At 66.7% G+C, this 21,895-nt stretch carries 21 protein-coding genes and 1 tRNA gene; 19 read left to right on the top strand and 3 right to left on the bottom strand.

Features of this window, described 5'->3' with window-relative positions; translation table 11 throughout:
• The first annotated feature begins 20 nt into the window (after positions 1-20).
• The 11 genes from ACXJKJ_RS19805 to ACXJKJ_RS19755 all read left to right on the top strand — a co-directional run bounded on the left by ACXJKJ_RS19805 (position 21) and on the right by ACXJKJ_RS19755 (position 10,241).
• On the top strand, positions 21-692 hold the full coding sequence (locus ACXJKJ_RS19805) for a YfgM family protein (protein WP_457349687.1): 672 nt from the start codon (positions 21-23) through the stop codon (positions 690-692).
• Complete coding sequence (gene bamB, locus ACXJKJ_RS19800) at positions 689-1,825, top strand: outer membrane protein assembly factor BamB (RefSeq protein ID WP_457391777.1); 1,137 nt, start codon at positions 689-691, stop codon at positions 1,823-1,825. The genes ACXJKJ_RS19805 and bamB overlap by 4 nt, the downstream gene beginning before the upstream one ends.
• Positions 1,822-3,159: a ribosome biogenesis GTPase Der gene (gene der / locus ACXJKJ_RS19795; protein ID WP_457391776.1), complete on the top strand. Its 1,338-nt coding sequence runs from the start codon at positions 1,822-1,824 to the stop codon at positions 3,157-3,159. The genes bamB and der overlap by 4 nt, the downstream gene beginning before the upstream one ends.
• 82 nt (positions 3,160-3,241) lie before the next feature.
• Positions 3,242-3,484: an RNA chaperone Hfq gene (gene hfq / locus ACXJKJ_RS19790; protein ID WP_056198163.1), complete on the top strand. Its 243-nt coding sequence runs from the start codon at positions 3,242-3,244 to the stop codon at positions 3,482-3,484.
• Positions 3,485-3,494: 10 nt separating this feature from the next.
• Positions 3,495-4,736 carry a GTPase HflX gene (gene hflX, locus ACXJKJ_RS19785; protein ID WP_235531995.1) on the top strand — a complete coding sequence of 414 codons (1,242 nt, stop codon included), beginning with the start codon at positions 3,495-3,497 and terminating at the stop codon, positions 4,734-4,736.
• Positions 4,733-5,980 (top strand): FtsH protease activity modulator HflK, encoded by a 1,248-nt coding sequence (gene hflK / locus ACXJKJ_RS19780; RefSeq protein ID WP_157281646.1) that lies wholly within the window; start codon positions 4,733-4,735, stop codon positions 5,978-5,980. The genes hflX and hflK overlap by 4 nt, the downstream gene beginning before the upstream one ends.
• 15 nt (positions 5,981-5,995) lie before the next feature.
• Entirely contained in the window at positions 5,996-6,892 is an 897-nt protein-coding gene (gene hflC / locus ACXJKJ_RS19775) for a protease modulator HflC (RefSeq protein ID WP_056198161.1), read from the top strand.
• Positions 6,889-7,071: a DUF2065 domain-containing protein gene (locus ACXJKJ_RS19770; RefSeq protein WP_056198157.1), complete on the top strand. Its 183-nt coding sequence runs from the start codon at positions 6,889-6,891 to the stop codon at positions 7,069-7,071. The genes hflC and ACXJKJ_RS19770 overlap by 4 nt, the downstream gene beginning before the upstream one ends.
• A 61-nt stretch (positions 7,072-7,132) precedes the next feature.
• The gene (locus tag ACXJKJ_RS19765) at positions 7,133-8,296 is read left to right on the top strand and encodes an ATP phosphoribosyltransferase regulatory subunit (protein ID WP_457391774.1); all 1,164 of its coding nucleotides are present in this window, start codon (positions 7,133-7,135) and stop codon (positions 8,294-8,296) included.
• A 43-nt stretch (positions 8,297-8,339) separates the two neighbouring features.
• Entirely contained in the window at positions 8,340-9,674 is a 1,335-nt protein-coding gene (locus tag ACXJKJ_RS19760; RefSeq protein WP_457324743.1) for an adenylosuccinate synthase, read from the top strand.
• Between the two features lie 45 nt (positions 9,675-9,719).
• Positions 9,720-10,241, top strand: a complete 522-nt coding sequence (locus ACXJKJ_RS19755) for a phosphoribosyltransferase (protein WP_056198151.1) — start codon at positions 9,720-9,722, stop codon at positions 10,239-10,241.
• Positions 10,242-10,504: 263 nt separating this feature from the next.
• Here the strand turns inward: ACXJKJ_RS19755 and ACXJKJ_RS19750 are convergent.
• A tRNA-Leu gene (locus ACXJKJ_RS19750) sits at positions 10,505-10,589 on the bottom strand.
• A gap of 69 nt (positions 10,590-10,658) precedes the next feature.
• On the opposite strand from ACXJKJ_RS19750, the gene rnr reads away from it, so the two are divergent.
• Entirely contained in the window at positions 10,659-12,971 is a 2,313-nt protein-coding gene (gene rnr / locus ACXJKJ_RS19745) for a ribonuclease R (RefSeq protein WP_457391772.1), read from the top strand.
• Between the two features lie 3 nt (positions 12,972-12,974).
• Here the strand turns inward: rnr and ACXJKJ_RS19740 are convergent, their stop codons facing one another.
• Together ACXJKJ_RS19740 and ACXJKJ_RS19735 are read right to left on the bottom strand one after the other, a co-directional pair.
• The gene (locus tag ACXJKJ_RS19740) at positions 12,975-14,333 is read right to left on the bottom strand and encodes an NAD(P)H-hydrate dehydratase (protein ID WP_457391771.1); all 1,359 of its coding nucleotides are present in this window, start codon (positions 14,331-14,333) and stop codon (positions 12,975-12,977) included.
• 4 nt (positions 14,334-14,337) lie between these two features.
• Positions 14,338-15,588 (bottom strand): NAD(P)/FAD-dependent oxidoreductase, encoded by a 1,251-nt coding sequence (locus tag ACXJKJ_RS19735; RefSeq protein WP_457391769.1) that lies wholly within the window; start codon positions 15,586-15,588, stop codon positions 14,338-14,340.
• 321 nt (positions 15,589-15,909) lie between these two features.
• Here ACXJKJ_RS19735 and rpsB point away from each other — a divergent pair, with 321 nt between their 5' ends.
• The 7 genes from rpsB to ispC all read left to right on the top strand — a co-directional run bounded on the left by rpsB (position 15,910) and on the right by ispC (position 21,893).
• Positions 15,910-16,656: a 30S ribosomal protein S2 gene (gene rpsB, locus ACXJKJ_RS19730; protein WP_056198145.1), complete on the top strand. Its 747-nt coding sequence runs from the start codon at positions 15,910-15,912 to the stop codon at positions 16,654-16,656.
• Between the two features lie 69 nt (positions 16,657-16,725).
• Positions 16,726-17,619: a translation elongation factor Ts gene (gene tsf / locus ACXJKJ_RS19725; RefSeq protein WP_056198143.1), complete on the top strand. Its 894-nt coding sequence runs from the start codon at positions 16,726-16,728 to the stop codon at positions 17,617-17,619.
• Between the two features lie 93 nt (positions 17,620-17,712).
• Positions 17,713-18,423 (top strand): UMP kinase, encoded by a 711-nt coding sequence (gene pyrH, locus ACXJKJ_RS19720; protein WP_056198141.1) that lies wholly within the window; start codon positions 17,713-17,715, stop codon positions 18,421-18,423.
• Between the two features lie 75 nt (positions 18,424-18,498).
• Complete coding sequence (frr, locus tag ACXJKJ_RS19715; RefSeq protein WP_056198140.1) at positions 18,499-19,059, top strand: ribosome recycling factor; 561 nt, start codon at positions 18,499-18,501, stop codon at positions 19,057-19,059.
• 11 nt (positions 19,060-19,070) lie between these two features.
• Entirely contained in the window at positions 19,071-19,784 is a 714-nt protein-coding gene (uppS, locus tag ACXJKJ_RS19710; protein WP_056198138.1) for a polyprenyl diphosphate synthase, read from the top strand.
• 106 nt (positions 19,785-19,890) lie between these two features.
• Positions 19,891-20,727: a phosphatidate cytidylyltransferase gene (locus tag ACXJKJ_RS19705; protein WP_457391768.1), complete on the top strand. Its 837-nt coding sequence runs from the start codon at positions 19,891-19,893 to the stop codon at positions 20,725-20,727.
• On the top strand, positions 20,724-21,893 hold the full coding sequence (gene ispC, locus ACXJKJ_RS19700) for a 1-deoxy-D-xylulose-5-phosphate reductoisomerase (protein ID WP_457391767.1): 1,170 nt from the start codon (positions 20,724-20,726) through the stop codon (positions 21,891-21,893). Before ACXJKJ_RS19705 ends, ispC begins: the two co-directional genes overlap by 4 nt.
• The last annotated feature ends 2 nt before the right edge of the window (positions 21,894-21,895 follow it).

The raw sequence follows: 21,895 nt of genomic DNA, 5'->3' as shown, positions 1-21,895 counted from the left end.
CCCTTTCCTGAAGTTTTCCCATGGCTGCCCATCTCGACCTCGAAGAACAAGAACAACTCGAACAACTCAAAGCGTTCTGGAAGCGCTGGGGCAACCTCATCACCTGGGTGCTGACCGCCGTCCTGGCCGCCTTTGCCGCCTGGCAAGGCTGGAACTGGTATCAGCGCGACCAAGCTGCCAAGGCCGCCGCGATGTACGACGAATTCGACCGCGCCCTGGCCGCCCAGGACGTCGACAAGGCCGCCATCGCCGCGGGCGACCTGAAAGCCCGTTACGGCGGCACAGGTTATGCGGCCCAGGCCGGGTTGCAGGTTGCCAAGCTGCAGCTGGACAAGGGCAAGGCCGACGACGCCAAACAGAGCCTGACCTGGGTGGCCGAGCAGGGCGCCGAGGGCGGCCCCTACCGCGACGTGGCCCGCCTGCGTCTGGCCGGCCTGCAGCTCGACGCCAAGGCCTATGACGAAGCCGGCAAGACGCTGGACGCGATCAAGACGACCGAATTCGCCGCCCTGGTGGCTGACCGCCGTGGCGACCTGCTGCTGTTGCAGGACAAGCGCGACGCCGCCAAGGCCGAGTACCAGAAGGCCCTGGCTGGCCTGGAGAAGACCCAGGACTACCGCCGCATCGTCGAGGCCAAGCTGGCGACGCTGGGTGTGCCGACCGCCGTCGAAGCCGCCGGAGCCGCGCAATGAGGCGGGTTGCCCTGATCTCGCTGCTGGCGGCTTCGCTGACCGGCTGTTCCACGATCAGCTCGACGTGGACCTCCTGGTTCGGCAGCGAGAAGGACAAGCCGGCTGCGCTGGAGACCCTGTCCGGCCCGGCCAGCGGCCGCATCGTCTGGAGCGCCAAGGGCGACAACATCGGCTTCCCGCTCAGCATCGCGACGCCTGGTGACCGCTTCGTCGTCGCCAGCAGCGATGGCAGCGTGCGCGCGCTGGCCGCCGCCGATGGCCGCGAGCTTTGGCGCGGCGATGTGGGCGCCAAGCTGTCGGCCGGCATTGGCAGCGATGGCCGCTTTGCCGCTGTCGTCAACCGTGACAACGAACTGGTCGTGCTGGACAACGGCAAGGTGGCCTGGAAGAAGGCCCTGCCGACGCCCGTCGTCGCTGCGCCCTTGGTGGCTGGCGAGCGTGTCTTCACGTTGACGCTGGACCGCCAGGTGCTGGCCTTCGACGCGCTGGATGGCCGCAAGATCTGGGAGCTGAAGCGCCCCGGCGAGCCGCTGACGCTGGCCAAGGCCGGTGTGCTGCTGGCCTACAAGGACACACTGGTGGTCGGCCAAGGCCCGCGCCTGGCCGGTGTCGACCCTGTCAAGGGCCAGTTGCGCTGGGAAGCCAGCGTGGCCACGCCGCGTGGCACGAATGAAGTCGAACGCTTGGCCGACCTGGTTGGCCCGGCTGTGCGCCAGGGCGAGGTGATCTGCGCGCGCGCTTTCCAGTCCTCGGTGGGTTGCGTGAACGCCGAGCGCGGCAGCGCGCTGTGGAACCGCGTCGTCGGTGGCACCAACGGCATCGGCGCTGACGCCCAGGTCGTCGTCGCCGGCGACGCCTCCGACCGCCTGTCGGCCTGGAAGCTGGCCAACGGCGACCTCGCCTGGTCGGCGGACCAGTTCCAGCGCCGCAAGCTGTCCGAACCCGTTGTGACGGCCAAGCAGGTGCTGATCGGCGACTTCGAGGGCCAGGTCCATCTGATCGACCGCGACACCGGCAAGACGCGCTCGCGCCTGGCCACCGACGGCTCGCCGGTCGTTACGATCGCGCTGCAGGGCGAGACGGCCCTCGTTGCGACCAAGAGCGGCGGCCTGTTCGCGATCACCGCCGAATGAAACCTGTCATTGCCCTGGTCGGCCGCCCCAATGTGGGCAAGTCGACGCTGTTCAACCGCCTGACCAAGTCGCGCGACGCCATCGTGGCCGACTTCGCCGGCCTGACGCGCGACCGACACTACGGCGACGGCCGCATGGGCGACCGCGAGTTCATCTGCATCGACACCGGCGGCTTCGAGCCCGACAGCAGCACCGGCATCGTCAAGGAGATGGCCAAGCAGACCAAGCAGGCCGTGGCCGAGGCCGATGCGGTCATCTTCGTCGTCGATATCCGCCTGGGTTTGTCGGCGCACGACAGCGACATTGCGCGCTATCTGCGCAGCGTCAACAAGCGCGTGCATCTGGCCGTCAACAAGGCCGAGGGCATGAGCGAATCGCCTTTGCTGGCCGAGTTCCATGAGCTCGGCATGGGTGAGCCGCATCCGATCTCGTCGGCCCATGGCCAGGGCATCCGCAGCCTGCTGGACGCGGTGCTGGAGCCCTTCGAGGACGCCACCGAGGAATTCGGTGCCGGGCCGCAGCAGGACGGCGTCATCCGCCTGGCCGTGGCCGGCCGGCCCAACGTCGGCAAGAGCACGCTGATCAACACCTGGCTGGGCGAAGAGCGCCTCGTCGCCTTCGACATGCCGGGCACGACCCGCGACGCGATCTCGGTCGATTTCGAGCGCAACGGCCAGAAATTCAAGCTCATCGACACGGCCGGCCTGCGCCGCAAGGGCAAGGTCTTCGAGGCCATCGAGAAGTTCTCGGTCGTCAAGACGCTGCAGGCGATTGCCGACGCGCACGTCGTGCTGCTGCTGCTGGACGCGACCCAGGGCGTGACCGACCAGGATGCCCACATCGCCGGCTACATCCTCGACAGCGGCCGTGCGGTGGTGCTTGCGCTCAACAAGTGGGACGCCGTCGACAGCTACCAGCGCGAGACGCTGCAGCGCCAGATCGAGCAGCGTCTGACCTTCCTGAAGTTCGCGCCGATGCACAACATCTCGGCGCTGAAGCGCCAGGGCCTGTCGGCGGTCTGGAATTCGCTGGCCGACGCCTACGCCTCGGCCTACCGCAAGATGACGACGCCGGTGCTGACCCGCCTCATCCAGGAAGCCACGGAGCATCAGCAGCCCAAGCGCTCGGGGGTTTCGCGCCCCAAGATGCGCTATGCCCACCAAGGCGGCCAGAACCCGCCCATCGTCGTCATCCACGGCAATGCGCTGGACGGTGTCACCGAGGTCTACAAGCGCTATCTGGAAGGCCGCATCCGCGCGCACTACAAGCTGGTTGGAACGCCGCTGAAGATCGAGCTGCGTTCTTCGAAGAATCCCTTCGACGAAAAGATCTAGGCTGACCTCTGGAGGGCCTGAGACGCTGTGTTAAGGTCTTACCCGTAGTCCCCCATCCCCCCGAATAACTCGGAGCATACCGATGAGCAACAAAGGCCAACTTTTGCAGGACCCCTTTTTGAACCTGCTCCGCAAAGAGCATGTGCCCGTTTCGATCTACCTCGTGAACGGCATCAAGCTCCAAGGCCACATCGAATCGTTTGACCAGTACGTCGTCCTGCTGCGCAACACTGTGACGCAGATGGTCTACAAGCACGCGATCTCGACTGTCGTGCCGGGCCGTGCGGTCAACTTCCACGCCGGCGACGCTCCCGCGGACGCCTGATCCCCACCCCTTGTCCTCGACCTCTGCCCACGACGCGACGCCGCCCTCCGAGGCGGCGCGCGCCATTCTTGTGGGTGTCGATTTCGGTCGTCACCGCAACGCCCAGGGTTTTGACGAGAGCCTGGATGAACTGGCCCTGCTGGCGGAATCCGCCGGTGACACGCCCGTCGCCAAGGTCATCGCCCGCCGCCCGGCGCCTGACGCCGCCCTGTTCGTCGGCTCCGGCAAGGCCGACGAGATCAAGCTGCTCGTGCTGGCCCACCAGGCCCACACGGTGCTGTTCGATCAGGCCATTTCGCCGGCCCAGCAGCGCAACCTGGAGCGCGTGCTCGGCGTGCCCGTCGCCGACCGCACCGCGCTGATTCTCGAGATCTTTGCCGCCCGTGCGCAAAGCCACGAGGGCAAGCTGCAGGTCGAACTCGCGCGCCTGCAATACCTGGCCACGCGCCTGGTGCGGCGCTGGAGCCACCTGGAGCGCCAGAGTGGTGGCATCGGCATGCGCGGCGGCCCCGGCGAGGCTCAGATCGAGCTGGACCGCCGCATGATCGACGAGCGTATCAAGAAGACCAAGGAACGCCTGAAGCAGGTGCAGCGCCAGCGCGGCACGCAGCGCAAGGCGCGCTCGCGCAATGGCGTCTTCAAGGTCTCGCTGGTCGGCTATACGAACGCCGGCAAAAGCACGCTGTTCAACGCGCTGACCAAGGCGCGCGCCTATGCGGCCAACCAGCTGTTCGCGACGCTGGACACGACGACGCGCTCCCTCTACCTGGAGCAGGCCGCGGCCAGCGTCTCGCTGTCTGACACCGTGGGCTTCATCCGCGATCTGCCGCACAAGCTCGTCGAGGCCTTTCGCGCCACGCTGCAGGAGGCGGCCGACGCCGACCTGCTGCTGCATGTCGTTGATGCCGCCAGCCCGGTGCTGGAGGAACAGATGGCGGAGGTCGAGCGCGTGCTGGCCGAGATTGGTGCGGCCGACGTGCCGCAGATCCTGGTTTACAACAAGCAGGATCTGCTGCCCGGCGATCAGCGCCCGCGCGAGATCGTCGACGCCGTGCTGCGCGCCAATGGCAGTACCGAGCCGACGCCGCGAGTCTTCGTCAGCGCCCTGGATGGCAGCGGACTTGCCGAGTTGCGCCAGCTGATTGCGACCGCCATGCAGGTCCAGCCCTTGATTCCCGACGAACGGGACCCACGTTTCGACACTGATTCGTCGGATCCCGAAACTTCTTCCTCAGACCCCTCCCAGGCATGAGCAGCACTCCTCACACCACGCCCCGCAGCACCTGGGCCCAGCGTCTGATGACGCCGGTCGCCCGTGCCGCGAGCCGGTTGCTGAACAACGGCCGCAACGACGGCCCGCCCGATCTCGATGAGCTCTGGCGCGAATTCAATCGCAAGCTCTCGGGCATGTTCGGTGGCAAGTCCAGCGGGCCATCCGGCCCCAGCGGCTCCGGTGGCTCGCCCGACATGAAGGGCGCCGGTATTGGCCTGAGCCTCATCGCCGGCGTTGTCGTTTTGGGCTGGCTGGCCAGCGGCTTCTTCATCGTGCAGGAAGGCCAGCAGGGCGTCATCACTTCCTTCGGCAAGTACAGCAAGACGGTCGAAGCTGGTTTCCAGTGGCGCCTGCCCTATCCCTTCCAGGCGCATGAGATCCAGCCGGTCTCGCAGCTGCGCCAGGTCGAGGTTGGGCGCAGTTCGGTCGTCGCCGCCACCGGCCTGCGCGACTCGTCGATGCTGACGCAGGACGAGAACATCGTCGATATCCGCTTCACGGTGCAGTTCACCATCCGTGACCTGCGCGACTTCCTGTTCGAGAACCGTGACCCCGAGCAGGCCGTGCTGCTGGCCGCAGAGTCGGCGGTGCGCGAGATCGTCGGCAAGAGCACGATGGATTCGGTGCTCTATGAGCAGCGCGACGCCATCGCCGCTGACCTGGTCAAGTCCATTCAGGTCCAGCTGGATCGCCTCAAGGCCGGCATCCAGGTCGTCAACGTCAATGTGCAGAGCGTGCAGCCGCCCGAGCAGGTGCAGGCGGCGTTTGACGACGTGCAGAAGGCCAACGCCAACCGCGAGCAGTTGAAGAACGAGGCCCAGGCGTACGCGAACGACAAGATCCCGAGTGCGCGAGGCGATGCCGCCCGGCTGCGCGAGCAGGCCGAGGGCTACAAGGCCCGTGTCATCGCGACGGCCGAGGGCGATGCGGCGCGCTTCAAGAGCGTGTTGACCGAGTACCAGAAGGCGCCCCAGGTCACGCGTGATCGCCTTTACATCGACGCGATGCAGCAGGTCTACACCAACGTCAGCAAGGTGATGGTGGACAGCAAGAGCGGCTCCAACCTGCTCTACCTGCCGCTGGACAAGCTGCTGCAGCAAGGCAGCAGCGGCACCGTGACCGTGTCGGCACCGCAGCCGACCACCGTGCCCGAGCCGCAGACGCTGCCCAGTGCCAACGACCTGCGCAGCCGTGACAACCAGCGCAGCCGCGACGGCCGCTGATCGAGGACCATCCGAATGAACCGTATTGCCGCCATCGTCGCCGGCGCCATCGTCGTCCTGATGCTGCTGTCGTCGATGCTCTTCATCGTCGACCAGCGCCAGTTCGCCGTCATCTATGCGCTCGGCGAGATCAAGGAAGTCGTTACCGAGCCGGGCCTGAAGTTCAAGCTGCCGCCGCCGCTGCAAAACGTCGTGCTGCTGGACCGCCGCGTGCAGACGCTTGACAGCACCGAGTCGCGGCCCGTCTTCACGGCTGAAAAGAAGAGCCTGGTCATCGACTGGCTCATCAAGTGGCGCGTCGCCGAGCCGCGCCAGTTCATTCGCAACAGCGGCGCTGACATGCGCAACGTCGAGAACCGCCTGGTGCCCGTCGTGCAGGCCGCCTTCAACGATGAAGTGACCAAGCGCACCGTCATCGCCGTGCTGGCCACCGAGCGCGAGAAGATCATGCAGGACGTGCGCAAACGCCTGGCCGACGAGGCCAAGCAGTTCGGCATCGAGGTCGTTGACGTGCGCATCAAGCGTGTGGACTTCGCGGCCAGCATCACCGAGTCGGTCTACCGCCGCATGGATTCGGAACGCAAGCGCGTGGCCGCCGAGGCCAGGTCCACCGGCTCCGCCGAGGGCGAGCAGATCAAGGCCGATGCTGATCGCCAGCGCGAAATCATCGTTGCCGAGGCCTTCCGTGATGCCCAGCTCATCAAAGGCGAGGGCGACGCCAAGGCCTCTGCCCTGTACGCCGAAGCCTTTGGCCGTGATCCCCAGTTCGCCCAGTTCTACCGCTCGCTGGAGGCTTACCGCGCCAGCTTCAGCAGGAAGAGCGACGTGATGGTGGTCGATCCATCCAGCGACTTCTTCAAGGCCATGCGGGGCTCCGGCGCCGCGGCCGCCGCCGCACCGGCGCGCAAGTGAACGAACTCCTCACCGCGCTCGCGCTGGTGATGGTCATCGAGGGGCTGATGCCCCTGCTCAGCCCGGCGCGCTGGCGCGAGGTCTTCAGCCGCATCCTGGCGATGAGCGATGGGCAGATTCGTTTCATCGGCCTGGCCAGCATCCTGATGGGTGTGTTCGGACTGCTCTGGTTGCGCTGATCTGAAGGCTGGGCCCGGGAGGCACCGGTAGAATGCCGTTTTTAACCGCCTGCCTTCGCCCATGTCCTCTGCTTGGCTGCTGCCCGAGCACATCGCCGATGTCCTGCCTTCGCAGGCGCGCCACATCGAAGAGCTGCGTAGAGAACTGCTCGACATGGCCCGCAGCTACGGCTGCGAGCTCGTCATTCCGCCGCTGCTGGAGCATCTCGACTCGCTGCTTTCCGGCACGGGCAGTGGCTCCGAAATCAAGCTCTTCAAGCTGGTTGACCAGCTCTCGGGCCGGTCGCTTGGCCTGCGTGCCGATACGACGCCCCAGGTCGCCCGCATCGACGCCCACCTGCTGAATCGCCAGGGCGTGACTCGCCTGTGCTACTGCGGGCCCATCGCGCACACGCGGCCGGATGGCCTCAACACCAGCCGCGAGCCCTTGCAGTTCGGTGTCGAGATCTATGGCCATGCCGGCCTGGAAGCCGACCTCGAGGTGCATGAATTGGCCTTGGACGCGCTGCGCCGAGCCGGCTTGAGCGACGTGATGCTGGACCTTGGCGATGCACGCCTGCTGCAAGGCGTGCTGGAAGGCATCAAGCTGGCTCCCGAGACGCTGGAAGCGCTGACGGCGGCGCTGGCCGCCAAGGACCTCTCCGCACTGGCCGCGCTGAGCACGGGCATGCCGGCCGTCACACGCGATGCTTTGCTGGCCTTGCCCAGTCTGTTCGGTGGCCGGGAAGTGCTGGCCGAGGCCGCGCGCCGGCTGCCCGGTCACCCTCTGGTCCAGGCCGCCCTGGCCGACCTGGACTGGCTGGCCGGCCATCTTGCCGCTGCCCACCCCGAGGTGGCGCTGGGCTTTGACCTGGCCGACCTGCAGGGCTATGCCTACTACACCGGCATCCGCTTCGCCGCCTATGCCTCGGGCTGCTCCGACGCCGTGCTGCGCGGCGGGCGCTATGACGAGGTCGGTGCCGCTTTCGGCCGCCGCCGCCCGGCCGTCGGCTTCAGTCTGGACCTGAAGACGCTGGTGGCCCTGGTGCCGGCCACGCCTTTGCGCGCCGCCGTGCGCGCGCCGTGGGGCGAGGATGCTTCACTGCGCCAGGCTGTACGGGCCTTGCGTGAGCAGGGCGAGACCGTGGTCTGCGTGCTGCCGGGCCATGAGCACGAGGCCGATGAATTCGACTGTGACCGCGAACTGGTTCGCGAGCACACTGACTGGATCGTCCGCGCGCTTTGAGCGCCGGCGGCCCTTCCCAATCCAAAGCTAGCAGGCAAACAAGATGCAGAGCCAAACCGCGCGTGGACGCAATGTGGTCGTCGTCGGCACCCAATGGGGTGACGAGGGCAAGGGCAAGGTCGTGGACTGGATGACGGATCACGCCCAGGGCGTGGTGCGCTTCCAGGGCGGCCACAACGCAGGCCACACGCTGGTCATCAAGGGCGTGAAGACCGCGCTGCAGTTGATCCCCAGCGGCATCATGCGCGACGGCGTGGCCTGCTACATCGGCAATGGCGTCGTGGTGGACCCCACCCATCTGCTGACCGAGATCGAGCGCCTGGAAGCGGCCGGCGTCGAGGTGCGTTCGCGCCTGTTCATCAGCGAGTCCTGCCCGCTGATCCTGCCCTTCCACGTCGCCGTGGACAAGGCGCGCGAACAGCTGCGCGAGACCAGCGGCAGCGGCAAGATCGGCACCACCGGCAAGGGCATCGGCCCGGCCTACGAGGACAAGGTCGCCCGCCGCGCGCTGCGCGCCCAGGACCTGAAGCACCCCGAGCGCTTCGCCAAGAAGCTGCGCGAGCTGCTGGACCTGCACAACTTCGCGCTGTCGGGCTATCTGAAGGGCGAGCCCCTGGCCTTCGAGCCCATCTTCGAGCAGGCGATGAAGATGGCCGAAGCCATCAAGCCCATGCTGGCCGACGTCGGCTACATGATCCACAAAGCGAGCAAGGCTGGCGCCAACATCCTGTTCGAAGGCGCCCAGGGCACGCTGCTGGACATCGACCACGGCACCTATCCCTACGTGACGTCCAGCAATTGCGTGGCCGGCAATGCCGCCGCCGGCGCTGGCGTCGGCCCGCAGATGCTGCACTACATGTTGGGCATCACCAAGGCCTACACGACGCGCGTGGGCTCCGGGCCCTTCCCGACCGAGCTGGACTGGGAAACGCCCGGGACCGTGGGCTACCACCTGTCCACCGTCGGCCAGGAGCGCGGCACCGTGACCGGCCGCGCGCGCCGCTGCGGCTGGCTGGACGCCGCTGCGCTGAAGCGCTCCATCATCATCAATGGCATCACCGGCCTGTGCCTGACCAAGCTGGACGTGCTGGACGGCCTGACCGAGATCAAGATGTGCGTGGGCTACCAGCTCGATGGCAAGCTGCTCGACATCCTGCCGCTGGACGCCGACGAGATCGAGGCCTGCGAGCCCGTGTTCGAGACCTTTCCGGGCTGGCCCGAGACGACCTTCGGCGTCACTGCCTGGGACAAGTTGCCGGCCAATGCGCGCAGCTATCTGAAGCGCGTGGAAGAAGTCATCGGCGCGCCCATCGACATGGTCTCGACCGGCCCCGACCGCGAGCACACCATCGTGCTGCGCCACCCCTATTCGTCCTGAAATTCGCCCGACACTTCAAACCTATTCGACGGAGACCCCGCCATCATGCTGACCGACGACGGCAAACACCTCTACGTGTCCTGGGACGAGTACCACCTGCTGACCGAGCGCCTGGCCCTCAAGGTGCACGCTTCGGGCTGGCAGTTCGACCAGATCCTCTGCCTGGCCCGCGGTGGCATGCGCCCGGGCGACGTGCTGTCGCGCGTCTTCGACAAGCCCCTGGGCATCATGTCGACCAGCTCCTACCGCGCCGAGGCCGGCACCATCCAGGGTCGCCTGGACATGGCCAAGTACATCACCATGCCCAAGGGCGAACTGGCCGGCCGCGTGCTGCTGGTGGATGACCTGGCCGATTCGGGCGTCACGCTGAAGGCCGTGGTGGAGCGCCTGCGCGGCATGCCGTCCATCACCGAGTTGCGCTCGGCGGTCATCTGGACCAAAAAGGTTTCTGCCTACATGCCGGACTACTACTGCGAGATGCTGGAAACCTCGCCGTGGATCCATCAGCCGTTCGAGGAGTACGACGGCATGGGGCCGGAGCTGCTGGCGAAGAAGTTCGCTGTTTGAGGGGAACGAGGGCGTGGCACGACAGAACTCGGTTTGTGCCACCACTCGCCGAAGCGCCCATCGAGGGCGCATCGGCGGGGACTCGGTCACCTCCGGCGACCCCGGCAGGCGGCTTCGCGCTTGCAAGCGCGAAGCCTTCATCGAGGCGTCGGGCAAGCCGCGGGGCTTGCCCTCGGTCCTCGGTGACGTGCCCTTCGAGTCCTCTCCTGGGCGCCACACGACAAAAGGCCAGCACTTGCGTGCTGGCCTTTTGTCTTTTGTTTTGGTGCCCAGGAGAGGACTCGAACCTCCACGGAGTTACCCGCTAGTACCTGAAACTAGTGCGTCTACCAATTCCGCCACCTGGGCTAGTTGCTCAAGACTTCAAACGAAGTGCCTGGGCCGTTTCAGGAAAGCAAGGATCATATCATTAAAAACTTGAAGAACTCAAACCCGTCGACTAAGGGCGAAGGTGCCGGCCTGCTCGGCGAAGTCGAAGGCACGTTGCAGGGTCATCGCGATGGCCATGGTTTCCTGATCCCCGACGACGGTGCCGCCGACGTCTATCTGTCGTCGCAGGAAACGCATGCCGTCATGCACGGCGACCGGCTGCGCGTGCGCGTCGTGCGCTTCGACAAGCGCGGTCGTCCGGAGGGCAAGGTGCTCGAGATCCTCGAGCGCAAGAAGCGGCCGCTGATCGGCCGCCTGTTGCTCGAGTCCGGTATCTGGCTGGTTGCGCCCGAGGACCGGCGCATGGGCCAGGACATCCTGATCCCCAAGAACGGCATCGCCAACGCGACCGCAGGGCAGGTTGTTGCTGTCGAGTTGACTGAGCCGCCGTCGCTGTACTCGCAACCTGTCGGTCGTGTCGTCGAAGTGCTCGGCGAGATCGACGATCCCGGCATGGAGATCGAGATCGCGGTGCGCAAGTACGACGTGCCGCATCGCTTCAGCCCCGAAACGTTGACGCAGAGCGCCAAGCTGCCCGAGAAGCTGCGCGCCGCCGATCTCAAGCACCGCATCGACCTGCGCGACGTGCCGCTGGTCACCATCGATGGCGAGGATGCGCGCGACTTCGACGACGCCGTCTACTGCGAACCCTTCAAGCAGGGGCGTGGCAAGAAGGCCGTCGAGGGCTGGCGCCTGCTGGTGGCCATTGCCGACGTGTCGCACTACGTGAAGCCCGGCGAGCCGCTGGACGCCGATGCCTACGAACGGGCGACGTCGGTCTACTTCCCACGCCGTGTCATCCCGATGCTGCCCGAGAAGCTGTCCAACGGGCTGTGCTCGCTGAACCCGTATGAAGACCGGCTCAGCATGGTCTGCGACATGCTCGTGTCCACCGATGGCACGGTCAGCGCCTACCAGTTCTATCCGGCCGTGATCTGCTCACACGCCCGCTTCACCTACACCGAGGTCGCGGCCGTCCTGGCCAACACCCATGGCCCCGAGGCCGCCAAGCGCCGCGAGCTGGTGCCGCATCTGCTGCATCTGCACGAGGTCTATCGCGCGCTGCTGGCAGAGCGGGGCCGCCGTGGCGCCATCGACTTCGAGACCACCGAGACGCAGATCGTCTGCGACGACAACGGCCGTATCGAGAAGATCATCCCGCGCACGCGCAACGACGCGCACCGGCTGATCGAGGAGGCGATGCTGGCCGCGAACACCTGCTCGGCCGATTTCATCCAGTCGTCCAAGCACCACTCGCTCTACCGCGTGCACGAAGGTCCGACGCCCGAGAAGCGTACGACGCTGCAGAACTATCTGCGCTCGCTGGGCATTGGCATGGGTGTGTCCGACGACCCGACGCCGCGTGAATTCCAGGCGATCGCCCAGGCGACCAAAGACAGGCCCGACGCGCAGCAGATCCACACCATGCTGCTGCGCTCCATGCAGCAGGCCATCTACACCGGCACCAATTCCGGCCATTTCGGCCTGGCCTACCCGGCCTACACCCACTTCACCAGCCCGATCCGGCGCTATCCCGACCTGCTGGTCCACCGCGTCATCAAATGCCTGCTGGCGAGCAAGCGCTACACGCTGGACGCCAGCAAGATGAACGTGCCGCAGGCGCCCAAGCGCCCCGGCCGGCCAGCGCCGCCCAACCCGGCAGACGCCCGCAACGAGGCCGAGCGCTGGGAGGTCGTGGGCGCGCATTGCAGCGCCAACGAGCGTCGTGCCGACGAGGCCAGCCGCGATGTCGAGGCTTGGCTGAAGTGCCGCTACATGCGCGACCGTCTCGGCGAGGAGTTCGCCGGCACCGTCAGTGCGGTCACGTCCTTCGGCCTCTTCGTGCAACTGGATGCGCTCTACGTCGAGGGCTTGGTGCACATCACCGAGTTGGGCGGCGAGTACTACCGCTTCGACGAGGTGCGCCAGGAACTGCGTGGCGAGCGCACTGGCATTCGCTACGCGACCGGCGCCCGCGTGCAGGTGCAGGTCAGCCGTGTTGACCTGGACGGCCGGCGCATCGACTTCCGCCTGGTGCGCGACGCCGAAGACGCGCGCTCACCCGGGCGCGGCGGGGCATCCAAACCCACGGGCAAAGCCCCGGGCAAGACACCAGCCCGCAAGCGCGCGCCCAAGACGGCCGTCGAGACGCTGGACGATGTGCGCCAGCAGGATCGCGACGTGAAGAAGAGCCGCAAGGAAGTCGTCGCGTCCCTGCATCCGGTCAAGGCCGCACAGCAGGCCGCCAAGCGCGCCGCCAAGAAAACGGCTGCCAAGGCCGCGCCGCGCAAACGCCGCTGAGCGTCAGCGCAGCGCCGCCAGGCGCTCGATGAGCTCGCCGGCGCGCAGCACGCCGCCGTACTCGCCCGCGCGGCCGTGCGCGTCCACGCCGGTGCAGGCGATGGCGTGAGCCGTGGCGGATGGTTGCTGAGCCCACAGCCCGCCCAGCCAGCCGGCCAGCACGTCGCCGCTGCCGGCTGTAGCCAGGGCCGGGCCGCCGCTGGCGCAGAGCGCCGGCCGCTCGGCCGGTGAGGTGATCACGCTGCCCGAGCCCTTGAGGACGACGGTGCAGCCCAATTGCAAGGCCAGTTCCTGCGCAGCGGCGAGGCGGTCGGCCTGAATGGCGGTTGTGCCGCGATTCAGCAGGCGGGCGGCTTCGAGCGGATGCGGCGTCAGCAGCGTGGAGCCTGCTGGCCTTGTGCGCACGAGGGACTGCAGAGTTGTGTCGGCGGCGATGGCGTTCAGCGCGTCGGCATCGATGACGAGGCGCGGCAGCGTTTGCAGCAGTGAGGGCAAATGGGGTGTGATGGCGTCGCCAGCGCCACAGCCGATGACGCCCACTGCCTGGGGCAGCTCCGTGAGCCGGCCGCGCATCAACTCGAGCCAGCCGGAGTCAGCGACCTCGGCGGGGCCGAGCCCCAGCAGGTCCAGATAGACCCGTCCCGCGCCACAGGCCAGGGCCGCGCGGGCGGCCAGCCGGGCGGCGCCCTGCATACCCGGTGCTCCGCCCACGACCAGCACCTGGCCGTGGCTGCCCTTGTGGCTGGTCGGGCTGCGATGCAGGGCCGCGCCCGGGCCGAGCAGGTCGGCCGTGGGCGGCTCGTCGGGTGCAATGCCCAACTCGTCGAACCAGATCCGTCCTGCGTGCGCGCGTCCCTCGCCGGTGAAGAGGCCGGGCTTGAGCGTCAACAGTGTCAGTGTGTGATCGGCGCGCATGGCGCGTTCGCCTGCGAGTTGGCCGGTGTCGGCGAGCAGGCCGCTGGGCAGATCAACGGCGAGGACGGGCGCGCCGCAATTGCCCATTGCGACGATGGGTGCCAGCAGCTCGGGTGAGGGCGCACGATTCAGGCCCAGGCCAAGCAGCGCGTCGATGACGAGAGAAGGGCACTGCGGCGCGTCGTGGCTCACGTGGGTCGGGACACCGACCTCGGCCAACCGTCGCGCGGCGACATGGCCGTCGCCGCCGTTGTTGCCGGGGCCGCAGACCACCCATACCGGGCCGGCGCCCCGGCGCAGCGCCAGGGCGAGCTTGGCAACGGCCAGTCCTGCGCGTTCCATCAGGTCGGGCGAGTGGGCGAGCGCGCGCGCCTCAATGCGCCTGCTGGCCGCTACATCGAACAGCGGCAGCGTGGAGGTCGTGGGCAGCACCGGATGCATGCCCATGAGCTTAGAGCAGTCGTTGCGGCCCGAGTGCGGCGATGTCCAGCGCGGGTGCCAGCCCGGCGATCTGCTGGGCCAGGATCTGGGCGCTGCCACAGGCCAGGCCCCAGCCCAGTCCGCCTGGCGAGATGTTGAGCCACAAGCCCGCGCGACCGCCGCTGCCAAGCACGGGCAGGCCATCGGCCGGCAGCGCGCGGCGGCTCTGGCTCTGCTGCACTTGGCTGTGCAGCACCGAGCCAGGGAACCAGTGTTGCAGGCCGCGGTGCAGGGCTTCGAAGTCCGGGGTCACTCGGGTTCGGGCGCCGGCGACGGTGAGGCCGCCGGTCACGCGTACGCGCTGGCCGGTGCGGGCAATGGCCAGGCCCAGCGTCGGGTCGATCCAGCCAGCCTTGGGGCCCAGGTCGGGATGGGCTTCGAGCAGCCGCAGCGGTGCCGTGACCGAGGCTTCGTGCTGCGCCGCCAGGGGCAGGCGTTGGCCCGACAACGTGGCGGCGTCCAGGCCGTTGCACAACACCACAGCGTCGAAGCGTTCGTCCTGAGCGCCGGGCAGCTGCGGCAGGGTGTCTCCAGCGTCGCGCTCGGTGCCGCGGATCGGCGCCTCCAGCGGCGGTGTGTATTCGTGGCGCAGCATCAGGCCGGTGCCGTCGGCGGCGATGGCGCGCACGGTGGTGTGGAAGCGAAACCCTGCGCCCAGGCGCTGGGCTTGCAGGCGCAGTTGCTGGGCGAAGAGGCGCGGATTGCCGGCACCGCCGCGGGCGAAGGCCAGCGCCGCGGCCAGCGGGGCGTCAGCGTTCAGGCCGGGTTCGCGCAGCCGAGCCTCGCCCGCCTCGATGAGCTCGACCTGCAGGCCCAGGGCCTTCCAACCCTCCAGTCGGGCCTGGGCGGTTGCGACGCGCTTGGCGTCAGTCAGCGCGACGAGAAGGCCATCGGTCGCTTCATCGTCCAAGCCCAGCGCGCGGCGCAGGTCAACGGCACGGGCCAGACCCAGTTGGCTCAGCGCAACGAGTTGGCCTGCTGCGTCACCCGTGCTGCGCCCCGCGCGCCAACGACGAAGTCGAAAGGCCAGAGGTGCCGGTGACGTGGTGTCTGCCAAGTTGGGTGTAAAGGGCGAGAGCAGGGCGTTGCTGGCGAAGCTGGCCTGCTCGGCGACGCTACCTCCGCGCTCGAAGACCTGCACCTGGAGCCCCAAGGCGGCCAGTTCGTAGGCCGTCGTCACACCGGCCAGGCCGGCACCAACCACCGCGACGCGGCGGGTCAAGCGCACACCCGGAGGGACGCCCTGACGGGCAAGCTTGCGGCCGCTGCAAAGCGGCGTCGGCTGGGAAAGGCCATGGGTTTGTGTATACTCTGCGGGTTTTGCCGGGGGTGCTGCGCTGTTTTAGGCGTTGCAAGACTCGGCAGAACGGTTGTGAGGGTGTTGTGGCTGAACTTCTCGGTCGCCACCGTCGCAACAAATCGCAAACCGGCCACTCAAAGGTGTTGTAGTTTGCGGCCTGGATTTCGCTTGAGAAACAAGCGTTTCCAGATGCTGCAACGCAATTCGGGCCGGATTTTAGACACAACCTTCGGAGTAAGACCCATGTCTGTCACGATGCGCGAGATGCTGGAAGCCGGCGTCCATTTCGGCCACCAAACCCGCTTCTGGAATCCCAAGATGGCCCCGTATATCTACGGCCATCGCAACAAGATTCACATCATCAACCTCGAGAAGACGCTGCCTGCGTTCAACGACGCGATGAAGTTCGTCCGCTCGCTGGCTGCCAAGCGCGGCACCATCCTGATGGTCGGCACCAAGCGCCAGGCCCGTGAAGTCGTCGCCCTGGAAGCCCAGCGCGCCGGCATGCCCTACGTCGACTCGCGTTGGCTCGGCGGCATGATGACCAACTTCAAGACGGTCAAGACCTCGCTGAAGAACCTGAAGGACATGCAGGCCCAGATTGACGCCGGCACCCAGCCCGCGATCAAGAAGGAAGCGCTGATGTTCCAACGCGACATCGCCAAGCTCGAGAAGAACATCGGCGGCATCCAGGACATGACCGCACTGCCCGACGCCATCTTCGTCATCGACGTCGGCTATCACAAGATTGCCGTTGCCGAAGCCAAGAAGCTCGGCATTCCCGTCATCGGCGTGGTGGACACCAACCACTCGCCCATCGGCATCGACTACGTCATCCCCGGCAACGACGACTCGGCCAAGGCTGTGGCGCTGTACGCCCGCGCCGTTGCTGACGCCGTGCTCGAAGGCAAGGCCAACGCCACGAACGAAGTGCTGGCTGCGGTTGCTCCCGCCGGCGACGAGTTCGTCGAGGTCTCCGAAGAGGCTTAAAGCCCTTCCGCCCTGCATTTGAAAGGGGCCGCGAGGCCCCTTTTGCCAACCGAAATCTGGAGAAGAGAAATGGCTGCTATCACCGCAAGCATGGTGGGCGAACTGCGTGCCCGCACCGACGCCCCGATGATGGAGTGCAAGAAGGCGCTGACTGAAGCCGAAGGCGACCTGGCCCGCGCTGAAGAGATCCTGCGCGTCAAGCTCGGCAACAAGGCCGGCAAGGCTGCCTCGCGCATCACCGCCGAAGGCATCGTCGCCTCGGCCGTGGTCGGTGGCAATGGTGCGCTGATCGAAGTCAACTGCGAGACCGACTTCGTCTCGAAGAACGACGCTTTCCTGGCCTTCGTGAACGCGCTGGCCGGCCTGGTTGCTGAAGCCAACCCGGCTGATGTGGCTGCGCTGTCGGCGCTGCCGCTGTCCCAGGAAGGTTTCGGCCCGACGGTGGAAGACGTGCGCAAGGGCCTGATCGGCAAGATCGGCGAGAACATGTCGATCCGCCGTTTCCGGCGCTACAGCGGCACCAAGCTGGCGTCCTACCTGCACGGCACCCGCATTGGCGTGATGGTCGAGTTCGAGGGTGACGACGTCGCCGCCAAGGACGTTGCCATGCACGTGGCCGCCATGAAGCCGGCAGCGCTGTCCAGCGCCGAAGTCTCGGCCGACCTGGTCGATAAGGAGCGCCGCATTGCCACGGAGAAGGCTGCCGAATCCGGCAAGCCGGCCGACATCGTCGCCAAGATGGTCGAAGGCTCGGTGCAGAAGTTCCTGAAGGAAGTCAGCCTGCTGGACCAGGTCTTTGTGAAGGCTGCCGACGGCAAGCAGACCGTGGCGGCCTACCTGAAGTCGGCCAACACCACGGTCAAGGGCTTCACGCTCTACGTCGTTGGCGAAGGCATCGAGAAGAAGGTCGACGACTTCGCGGCCGAAGTGGCTGCCCAGGTGGCAGCTGCTAAGGGTCAGTAAAGACGCTTGCGAAATCGTACGAAATGAAGGGGCGCCAAGTTGGCGCCCTTTAAACTTGCGGCCCACCATAGGCCCCCCAAACCTGAGGACACCATGCCCGCGTACAAGCGCATTCTGCTCAAACTCTCCGGCGAAGCCCTGATGGGCGACGACGCCTATGGCATTAATCGCGCGACCATCGTTCGCATGGTGCAGGAAATCCGCGAAGTGACGCAGATGGGCATCGAGGTGGCCGTCGTCATCGGCGGCGGCAACATCTTCCGCGGCGTGGCTGGCGGCTCGGTCGGCATGGACCGCGCCACCGCCGACTACATGGGCATGCTCGCCACGGTCATGAACTCGCTGGCCCTGGCCGACACGATGCGCCAGGAGGGCATGACTGCCCGCGTGATGTCGGCCATCGCCATTGAGCAGGTCGTCGAGCCCTATGTGCGCCCGAAGGCGCTGCAATACCTCGAAGAGGGCAAGATCGTCGTCTTCGCTGCCGGTACCGGCAACCCCTTCTTCACAACCGACACGGCTGCGGCGCTGCGTGGCGCCGAAATCGGCGCCGAGATCGTGCTGAAGGCCACCAAGGTCGACGGCGTCTACTCGGCCGACCCGAAGAAGGACCCGACCGCCACGCGCTATGCGCGCATCAGCTTCGACGAGGTCATCACGCGCAATCTGCAGGTCATGGACGGCGCCGCCTTTGCGCTGTGCCGCGACCAGAAGCTGCCGATCAAGGTTTTCAGCATCTTCAAGCCCGGCGCACTGCGTCGCGTGGTGCAGGGCGAGGACGAAGGCACGTTGGTGCACGTCTAAAACCTTAGTCAGTTGGGGGCAGAGCTGCTTGCTGACGCTCGGGCGGTCTGTCCCGCAAATTCATAGGTATCGATCATGAGCATTGCCGACATCAAGAAGAACGCCGAGGCCAAGATGGCCAAGTCGGTCGAATCCCTGAAGAACGACCTGCACAAGATCCGCACTGGCCGTGCCCACCCCGGCATCCTCGACCAGGTCAGCGTCGACTACTACGGCGCCATGGTGCCGATCTCGCAGGTGGCCAACGTGACGTTGCTGGACGCGCGCACCATTTCCGTCCAACCCTGGGAAAAGGGCATGGGCGCCAAGATCGAGAAGGCCATCCGCGAGAGCGATCTGGGCCTGAACCCGGCGTCCCAGGGCGACCTGATCCGCGTGCCGATGCCGCCGCTGACCGAAGAGCGCCGCCGTGACCTGACCAAGGTCGTGCGCAACGCCGGCGAGGACGCCAAGGTGGCTGTTCGCAACCTGCGCCGTGACGCCAACGAGCATGCCAAGAAGATGCTCAAGGACAAGGAAATCGGCGAGGACGACGAGCGTCGCAGCCTCGATGAAGTGCAAAAGCTCACCGACCGGGTGATCTCGGAGATCGACAAGCTGATCTCGGGCAAGGAAGCCGAGATCCTGGCGGTTTGAGCGCCGTGCTCATGGCGCAAGACCGCCCGGCGCCGCCGCGCCATGTGGCCATCGTCATGGATGGCAATGGCCGCTGGGCCAAGAAGCGCTTCCTGCCGCGCTTCTTCGGCCACAAGGCCGGCGTGGACAGCCTCGTCAAGGTCGTCCAGGCCTGCATCGACCGCGATATCGAATACGTCACCGTCTTCGCCTTCTCCAGCGAGAACTGGAAGCGTCCGAGCGACGAGGTCTCGGGCCTGATGGGCCTGGTGCTGGCTGCGGTGAGCCGCTACCTGGCCAAGATGGGTGCGATGGGCGTGCGCATCCGCATCGTCGGCGACCGTGACGCCGTGTCTGACAAGCTGCGCAACGCCTGGAACGAGGCCGAGACCAGCACCCTGCACAACACCAAGCTGACGCTCAATGTCGCCTTCAATTACGGCGGCCGCTGGGACATCGTGCAGGCCTGCAAGGCCGCGATCAAGGCGGGTGTGAAGCCTGACGAGCTGACCGAAGCCAAGCTGTCGGAGTTCATGGCCATGAGCTATGCACCCGACCCCGACCTCTTCATCCGCACCGGTGGCGAGGTGCGCATCAGCAACTTCCTGCTCTGGCAGGCGGCGTATACCGAATTCGTGTTCTCGGACTGCCTGTGGCCCGAGTTCGGCGAGCGTGAACTGGACGCGGCCATTGCGGCCTTCCACGAACGCGATCGCCGCTTCGGCGGTGTCAAAGAGGTGGTATGAGCCCACCCCGTACCGGCTTCGCCGGCCCCCTCAAGGGGGCACTGCCAGTGGCCCAGCAAAGCCGGATCCACGGCAGTCGCCTCGGCAATGCCTTGAAGGAGGCGTAATGCTTAAGACCCGCGTCATCACCGCCGTCGTGCTGCTGGCCGTCCTGCTGCCGGTGCTCTTCCAGGCTTCGCCCTGGCCCTTTGCCTGGGTCACGGTCGTCATGATGGGCGCGGCCGGCTGGGAATGGACGCGGCTCAACGGCCTGCCCGGCACCGGTGCGATCGCGGGCGGTGTGGCGCTGGCGCTGGCCTGCGTATGGACGCTGCTGCTCGGTGGCCTGAACGCGCCGCCGGCCTGGATCTGGTCGCTGGCCAGCCTCCTGTGGGTGCTGGGCGGCGCCTATGCCTTGCGCGCCGGCCCGAGCGGCTGGCCGCGCATCGCGCGCGGCGCGCGGCTGGCCCTGGGCGCCGTGCTGCTGTGGGGTGCCTGGCTGGCCATCGTGCAGGCCAAAGTGCATGGCATCAACTTCATCCTGTCGGTGTTTTGCCTCGTATGGATGGCCGATATCGCCGCCTATTTCTGCGGTCGCGCCTTCGGCAAGCGCAAGCTCGCGCCGGCCATCAGCCCGGGCAAGAGTTGGGAAGGCGTCTGGGGCGGCTTGGCTGGTGTCATCCTGCTCGGCTTCATCTGGGTGCATGTCATCGACGTGAAACTGGCCGTGGATTCGCCCAGTCTCTACACGCTGCTGGTCCAGCGCCATGGCTGGGTGTCGTTGCTGGCTCTGGTCTTCCTCGGCGCGATGAGTGTCGTCGGCGATCTGTTCGAATCCCTCGTCAAGCGCGCCACTGGCGCAAAGGACAGCAGCAACCTGCTGCCCGGTCACGGCGGCGTGCTGGATCGCATCGACGCGCTGCTGCCCGTGTTTCCCTTGGCGCTTGCCTTGATCAGCTTATGAACCGTCGCCAACGCGTCTGCGTCCTCGGCTCGACCGGCTCCATCGGCGTCAACACGCTGGATGTCCTCTCACGCCACCCAGAGCGCTATGAAGTCGTTGCGTTGAGCGCGATGAGCCGAGTTGACGAGTTGCTCGCCCAATGCCTGGTGTGGAAGCCGCGTTTCGCCGTCATGCCCGAGCGGGACGCTGCTGGCCGCCTGCGCGAGCGGCTGCGTGAAGCCGGCAGCCGTACCGAGGTGCTGGACGGCGCTCAGGCGCTGGCCGACATTGCCGCCCATCCCGAAGTTGATACCGTCATGGCTGCCATCGTCGGCGCCGCCGGCCTGGCACCGGCCATCGCCGCGGCGCGCGCCGGCAAGCGCCTGCTGCTGGCCAACAAGGAGGCCATCGTCGTCGGCGGGGCCCTCTTCATGCAGGCGGTGGAAGAGGGCGGAGCCACGCTGCTGCCCATCGACAGCGAGCACTCGGCCATCTTCCAGTGCCTGCCTGAGGACCGCGCGGCCTGGCACGAACGCGTCGACCACATCGTGCTGACAGCCTCCGGTGGCCCCTTCCGCAGCCGCGACCCGAAGACGTTGGCCGATGTGACGCCGGCTCAGGCCTGCGCCCATCCCAACTGGGTCATGGGCCGCAAGATCTCGGTCGACTCGGCGACGATGATGAACAAGGCGCTGGAGGTCATCGAGGCGCGCTGGCTGTTCAACCTCACGCCCGAACAGATCAAAGTGCTGATTCACCCGCAGAGCATCATCCATTCGATGGTGGTCTGCCGTGACCAGTCGGTGCTGGCCCAGCTCGGCACGCCCGACATGCGCGTGCCCATCGCCTACGGCCTGTCCTTCCCCGAGCGCATCACGTCTGGTGCCAGCCGCCTGGACTTGCTGACGACGCCCAACCTCACCTTCGAGGAGGCCGACGCCGTGCGCTTCCCCGGCTTGCACCTGTCCTGGCAGGCCCTGCGCGCGCCGGAAGGCAGCACCACGGTGCTGAATGCGGCCAATGAAGTGGCGGTGGATGCCTTCCTGAACGGCCTTCTGCGCTTTGACCGGATCCACGCGATCAACTCGCAGTGTCTGGCCGACATCCAGCCGGACGATTGCGCCAGCATCGAAGCGCTGCTGGCGCTGGACGCCCGCACCCGAGAGCATGCCAGGAGCCTGCTGTGACG

The organism is Roseateles sp. P5_E1, from assembly GCF_054049335.1.
Note: the sequence above shows the minus strand (reverse complement) of the source record. Positions and strands in the feature narration are given on the sequence as shown.